Consider the following 6,425-nt stretch of genomic DNA (forward strand, 5'->3'; position numbering starts at 1 on the left):
GGGAGCTGCTGAATTGTATCGTTTTTTTGTTGAGCCAGAAAACATTTCGGGTTTACAAGTATATATTAATGCTGAACAGACCCATCATATTGAAAAAGTATTACGCCTAAAAATCGGCAATATAATTAGAGTTTTCGATGGGCAGAATCACGAATATGAAATCCGCCTGATCGGCAAGGAAAACGAATCCCTAAAGGGAGAGATTATACAGGAAATCAAACGCCATGCCGAAGCGCCGCTTTTTTTATCCCTGGTACAAGGTATATCCAAGGGTGACAAAATGGAGAATATTATTCAGAAAGCAGTGGAAATAGGAGTAGGGGAAATATACCCTTTGATTAGCCAATATACAGTAGTCAAGATGGAGCAGGAGCGTATCGGCAAAAAAAAGCAACGCTGGCAGAGCATAGCCCGGGAAGCCTGCAAACAATGCTGCCGTAACCGGATACCGGCCATACATAACCCGATAACGTTTTCGCAGATGCTGGATCTGACTCAGGGTTACCCGGCCATACTTCTTTATGAAGGTGAAGACCAAAGGGGGTTAAAGTCAGTTTTAAGAGAAAAGGCTCCAACCTTTTTATCTGCGTCCCGAACCTTTCTAATAATCGGCCCTGAAGGAGGGTTCTCTCCAGAGGAAGCTGCCCAGGCCAAAGCCAATAATATTATTACCGCAGGTTTGGGTCCGCGCATTCTACGTACCGAAACAGCAGGAATCGTTGCGGCTTCCATTGTCCTCTATGAACTCGCTGATTTAGGTTAAGCCCAATCGTCAATTGTCCCTTTAGAAAACTAAAAAGTAGGTAAACAGTATGAAAAAGCTGGCATTTCATACCCTGGGCTGTAAAGTCAATCAGGTGGAAACTGAGCAAATTAAAGAGGAATTCAGCGACAGAGGTTATCAGATCGTTGATTTTGATGAACCGGCCGATATTTATATCATTAATACCTGTACGGTAACCCATGTCAGTGACCGCAAATCCCGAGCTATGATAAGAAGAGCGATACGCAGAAACCCGGCAGCGGTAATTGTGGCGACAGGTTGCGTGGCTCAGGTTGATGCCGGGCAACTGGCATCGATTGAGGGTATAGATCTGGTGGTTGGCAATAATGACAAAGAAAACCTGGTTGCTATTGTGGAGGACTTTCTTGCCCGGGAACATACCGGGGTAGAGGTAAAGGTGGAATCTATTGGCCAGGAGGACAAACCCAGGGCGATTTTGTATCAGCATATGCATGAACGCGCGCGGGCTTTTGTGAAGATTCAGGATGGCTGTCAGAGTTTTTGTACCTATTGCATTGTGCCTTATGCGCGCGGGCCGGTACGCAGCAAGCAACCTGAAGACGTATTGCGGGAAATAACCCATTTGGTTGATTTAGGCTATCGGGAAATAGTACTGACCGGGATTCATACGGGTTTTTATGGAGTTGACCTTAACGATTGGAACCTGCACCGGCTGCTGACAGCGATTCTGGAGCAGGTCAGAGGCCAATACCGTATTCGTTTAAGCTCCCTGGAACCACTGGAGCTAGAAGATAGACTGCTTGAGCTGATTGCTGATGACCGGCGCATATGCCGCCACCTGCATATACCTCTGCAAAGCGGCAGTAATAATATTCTCAAAAAAATGGGACGTCGCTATGATAGTAGCTATTATCTGGATCTGATTCAAAGGGCCGCTTCTAAAATACCCGGAGTTGCCCTGGCGGCAGATGTAATGGTTGGATTTCCCAGTGAAACCCAGGATGATTTTGCGGCTACTTACGATTTGATTGAGCAATCGCCACTTGCCGATCTGCATGTTTTTAAATATTCGCGGAGGGCTGGAACCCGAGCGGCTGAAATGAAGGAGCAGGTCGATGAACATGAAAAACAACGAAGAAGTGAACTATTAATCGAATTAGCCAGGAAAAAACAGTTAGAGTTTGTTAAACAGTGCAGGGGACAATCCTTTGATTTGCTTGTGGAACAGAAAATAGGTATAGATAAGTATACCGGTATCACCGATAATTATATTGAGATAGTTTTACCATCCACACAGGACATACGTGGTCAGTTGTGTGAAATAATACTTACCGATACGAACCAGCATGGTAATTTTGGGCAATTATGCATAGAACACAACTAAAATCTGCATACTTATTATGAGGATTTTGCCTAATTAAATAATTTTTTTGACGCTGCTATATGCGATTGATTTTAACCGTCAGGGTCTTAAGGCAAATTAATTATGCAAAGTACTCATTATATACCGAGTGTGTTTACTGATTATTTCTAGTTACGAAAGGGGTTAGCCCATGGGATTTAAAGAAATTGGCAGGAAGTTGCAGCTGGCCAGGGAAGAAGCCGGACTTAGTCAGGAACAGCTGGCTAATATGCTGGGATGTGCGCAGTCAACCTTATCCAACTATGAAAAAGGCAAGCGCAGACTGTACCTGACTCAACTGGAAAACATTGCTGAGATTTTGGACAAACCTATCGATTATTTTATGGAAAGCAGCACTAATAATGAAACTACATCTACAGTAAGCTCAATAAACGATGCACTAGACGATGAACCAGAATTGTTGCAAATTATTAATACACTCTATACGCTGCCCAAAGAACGCAGGCGGTCAGTTATGGATTACATAATCTGGCAAAAGACGCGTAGCAGCTAGGAGGGTTTTAAAATGTTTAGAAGTACTATCTCTGAGCAAGATAGAGATTTGGTCATGATGGTTCGGGAACTAGTACAGACCCAAATAGCTCCTCAAGCTATTATGTATGATGCCCAAAATGAAGATAGTTTTGATTGGTCAGCTGTGGATATACTGGCCGACCATAATCTGTTGGCCCTTAGTATACCTGAGGAATACGGCGGCAGAGGACTTAGTCACCTGACCACGACCATGATTATCGAAGAAATTGCAGCCGGCTGCGCAGGAGTTGCCACAGTAGTGGCTGCCAATCTGCATGCCGCCAGCCCTCTTTTAATTTCTGGAACCGAGGAACAGCGGCGGCAGTTCTTGCCTTTGTTGACTGCCCAAAAAGCTCGCCTGGGCGGACTGGCTATGATGGAAAACCAACCCAATCTGGATATTTTAGCTCGCAGCGAAAGCCTTGAAATATTGGGATCCTCGATATATGCACTGGAAGATGACAATGATGATATCCTGATTTTAAATGGTTTTAAAGATTACGTTATGAATGGACAGGTAGCCAGTTTCATAACATTTATGTTTACACTTCCGCCCCAGGGTGGTAAAAATGGGATTCAGGTCGCTGTTTTGCCTGCCGATACTCCAGGTATAAGATTAGGTAGAGTGCGTCATAAATTGGGGCTGAAATATTGCAGTACCTGTGAGCTTATTTTTGAAGACGTTAAGCTTAATCCTGAATATTTAATAGGTAAACCCCGTAGCGGTTTTCTGATATTTATGCAGAATTTGGATCGGTGTTTGCCCTATGTCGGAGCTATTGCTCTGGGTGTGGCCAGATCCGCGTATGATACGGCCCTGGCCGTATCAAAAAAGAAATTTGTTTTGGGTCGGCCCAGTTTTGAAGAAAGCGCCATTAGTTTTGCTTTGGTTGATATGGCTGCCAAACTGAATGCTGCCCGCCTAAGCGTACATCTGGCTAGTTGGCTGATTGACCAAGAACTGGACAGCTCCCAAGCGTCATCTAAATCAAAAATTATTTCCAGTCGGGTGGCTCAGGAAATAACCACCGCAGCTATGGAAATTACAGGTGGTAGAGCGTATATCCGAGGCTATCCCAGCGAAAAGTATCTGCGGGATGCGAAAATGCTTTCTATGATTGATGGCAGCGAACAATTCCACAAAGCCTTGATTGCTTCTCAGTTTTAAAGATGAATGAGTGAATGTAGAAAGGAGCGAGCAATGCCTGCTTTTATCTTGAGTCAGGAAGAAAACCAGCTTATAAAAGAAGTTCGTGAATTAGCCAACGGCAAAATAAAAGAACGCGGTACATATCTGGATAAAATTGGGGATGACAAAATAGACTGGCAGATTCCGGAAGTACTGGCTAAGCATAATCTCCTGGCCCCCAATATTCCGGCCGAGTATGGCGGTCGGGGACTGAGCATGCTGGCTACTGCCCATGTGATTGAAGAACTGGCGTTTGGTTGTGCTGGAGCAGCAGCAATCGTTGTTATGAACATATACTCCTTGACTCCGGTATTGGTAACCGGCAGTGAAGCTATGAAAAATGAAATTCTGCCCAAGTTTTGCAGTGACCGCCCCCATCTGGGCTGCACGGCGATTAGTGAAACCACTCCGGAACATGACCTGGAACCCTCCCAGCGCTTACGGGCAGATGAGACCCGTATAACAACTACAGCAGCCTTGGAAGGGGATTGGATCACGATAAACGGCACCAAGGATTTCATTATGAATGGAGCCGCAGCCGATTTCGTGGTGGTTTTGGCTCGCTCCAAAGAATCCAAACGAAAATCACGAATACAGATGTACCTGGTTCCGAGAAAGACCCCCGGGCTTGAAGTTGTGCGCGTACTTAACAAAGTGGGGATGAGATCCTGTCATACCGTACAATTGAGGTTTAACGATGTCGTTATACCCGCTGACAATAGAATCGGCATAGCAGGCGGGGGATATTTCCTCTTGACCCAGACCTTTGACCGTAATCTGCCGCTTATTGGTGCCGCAGGAATAGGTATTGCCAGAGCCGCTTACGAGCTGGCCATGGAAGTAGCCCGTACCAACCGAATGTTAAACCGGGATGCCCTTCTAAAGAAGTATGTCAGTTCCGCCCTGGTCGAAATGTCAACCGAGATCGATGCTGCCCGTCTGGCAGTGGAAAGGGCTGCTTATTATATCGATACTGATGATAATTTTGCCCGGGCAGCCTACATGGCCAAGTTATATGCCACCAGAACAGCCCAGCGGGTTGCCTTCCAAACAGTAGATATTATCGGGCGTATGGGATTTGCAGTAAGCTATAACGCGGAAAAATACCTGCGGGACGCCCAGATGCTATCAATGATAGCAGGCAGCGAATATCTGCACAAAACAGTACTGGCAGGGCAACTGTAAACTAGAATTATCCTACCCATAATACATGGGGCACCACTTTTGTTAAACATCAGAGAAAAGGGATTTTTAAAAAAACTATTTATTTGATAAAATAGAGGAAAATATATTTAAAAACTGTTATGAAGAAGATGTAAGGAGGTGAAAGCTGTGGCCAAACCGGATTGCTTGTTTTGTAAAATCGTCCAAAAAGAATTACCGGCTGAGGTTGTTTATGAAGACGATCAGATCCTTGCCATCAAAGATATTGACCCAGCAGCTCCTGTGCATTTGCTTCTTATACCCAAAATGCATATCGCTTCATTAAATGAAATCCATAATGAGCACCTTGAATTAATGGGAAGATTACAGATGATTGCCTCACAGCTAGCCAAAGAACTAGGCATAGCCGAAAAAGGTTACCGACTGGTAAATAATTGCGGCAGCTGGGGAGGGCAAGCGATTTTCCATCTGCATTACCATCTGTTAGGTGGAAAAGAGATGGGCTGGCCTCCTGAATAATCTTGACTAGACGCTGTTAGAATTGTACAATATGATGGTGCTTGTATAGCCTGGTCAGATGAGGGGAGGGATATAATGAGCGAAGTAAAAGTAGGTAAGAATGAATCTCTCGATAGTGCGCTAAAAAGATTCAAACGCTCCTGCCAAAAATCAGGAGTTTTGCAGGATATTAGGAAACATGAACACTATGAAAAACCTAGCGTTAGAAAAAAGAAAAAATCAGAGGCGGCCCGTAAAAAGAAAAAGTTTTAGTCGGCTCCCTTAATTTAAACGCGACTATGCGTAAGCCCCTACAGGTGAAAATCTGTTAAAAGGCTGACCATACACAAAATCAGAAGCCTGGTAGCTTAATGCATACCAGGCTTTTACTATCCTACAGGAAATAATATGTCGTTAAAACTTAAAGGAGGGATATCCATGACCTTTATGAATAGGGGAATGCAAAACAAAAAACAACGTACTGCAGTAGTAATTATTGTAGGCATAGTACTGGTTAGCTTCGTGGCCAGCATAGTAGCCGTTTCAATTCTTTAATGAGTTGTCAAGGGTGTCAAGGGGGGTCAAGGGGACGGTTCGAGATCACTGAAAAAGCAACCCTTTTAAGCCGCCCTGGCGGCTACCCACAGCCCATCAGGTAGGTTAATCTGTACCCGACAGAATAAAAACCTCAAAATAAACGAAGATAACCCTTTTGAAGCGGATATCAGTTTGGCTATCCGCTTTAAGTTTACCGCCAGGGCTGTTAGTTTGGCCTGAATGCGGATGCTTCGTAGACCATAGCCTTTGGCTCGGTCTAGTCCGTGGAATCGTTTTAGTTCTGCATTCTTGGGTTCGATTTTAGCTCGCTTGCGGAATTCTTGAATGAATTCCGG

At 44.6% G+C, this 6,425-nt stretch carries 8 protein-coding genes; 7 read left to right on the top strand and 1 reads right to left on the bottom strand.

The annotated features are described in order from the left end of the window. The first annotated feature begins 13 nt into the window (after window positions 1–13). The 7 genes from AAV90_RS11650 to rpsU all read left to right on the top strand — a co-directional run bounded on the left by AAV90_RS11650 (window position 14) and on the right by rpsU (window position 5,805). Window positions 14–763 carry a 16S rRNA (uracil(1498)-N(3))-methyltransferase gene (locus tag AAV90_RS11650; protein WP_046499329.1) on the top strand — a complete coding sequence of 250 codons (750 nt, stop codon included), beginning with the start codon at window positions 14–16 and terminating at the stop codon, window positions 761–763. Between the two features lie 49 nt (window positions 764–812). After that, window positions 813–2,129 (top strand): tRNA (N(6)-L-threonylcarbamoyladenosine(37)-C(2))-methylthiotransferase MtaB, encoded by a 1,317-nt coding sequence (gene mtaB, locus AAV90_RS11655; RefSeq protein WP_046499306.1) that lies wholly within the window; start codon window positions 813–815, stop codon window positions 2,127–2,129. 169 nt (window positions 2,130–2,298) lie between these two features. Beyond that, window positions 2,299–2,661, top strand: a complete 363-nt coding sequence (locus AAV90_RS14200) for a helix-turn-helix domain-containing protein (RefSeq protein ID WP_052729759.1) — start codon at window positions 2,299–2,301, stop codon at window positions 2,659–2,661. A 12-nt stretch (window positions 2,662–2,673) separates the two neighbouring features. Then, window positions 2,674–3,849 (top strand): acyl-CoA dehydrogenase family protein, encoded by a 1,176-nt coding sequence (locus AAV90_RS11665; protein WP_046499307.1) that lies wholly within the window; start codon window positions 2,674–2,676, stop codon window positions 3,847–3,849. A 33-nt stretch (window positions 3,850–3,882) separates the two neighbouring features. Further along, complete coding sequence (locus tag AAV90_RS11670; protein WP_046499311.1) at window positions 3,883–5,055, top strand: acyl-CoA dehydrogenase family protein; 1,173 nt, start codon at window positions 3,883–3,885, stop codon at window positions 5,053–5,055. Window positions 5,056–5,202: 147 nt separating this feature from the next. Continuing rightward, on the top strand, window positions 5,203–5,553 hold the full coding sequence (locus tag AAV90_RS11675) for a histidine triad nucleotide-binding protein (protein ID WP_046499314.1): 351 nt from the start codon (window positions 5,203–5,205) through the stop codon (window positions 5,551–5,553). Between the two features lie 75 nt (window positions 5,554–5,628). Further along, window positions 5,629–5,805: a 30S ribosomal protein S21 gene (rpsU, locus tag AAV90_RS11680; protein ID WP_046499315.1), complete on the top strand. Its 177-nt coding sequence runs from the start codon at window positions 5,629–5,631 to the stop codon at window positions 5,803–5,805. A 347-nt stretch (window positions 5,806–6,152) separates the two neighbouring features. Here rpsU and AAV90_RS11685 read toward each other — a convergent pair. Further along, the coding region (locus AAV90_RS11685; RefSeq protein WP_046499317.1) for a transposase at window positions 6,153–6,425 on the bottom strand (273 nt) is incomplete at its 5' end.

This window comes from Syntrophomonas zehnderi OL-4 (assembly GCF_000983115.1).
Taxonomy (GTDB): domain Bacteria; phylum Bacillota; class Syntrophomonadia; order Syntrophomonadales; family Syntrophomonadaceae; genus Syntrophomonas_B; species Syntrophomonas_B zehnderi.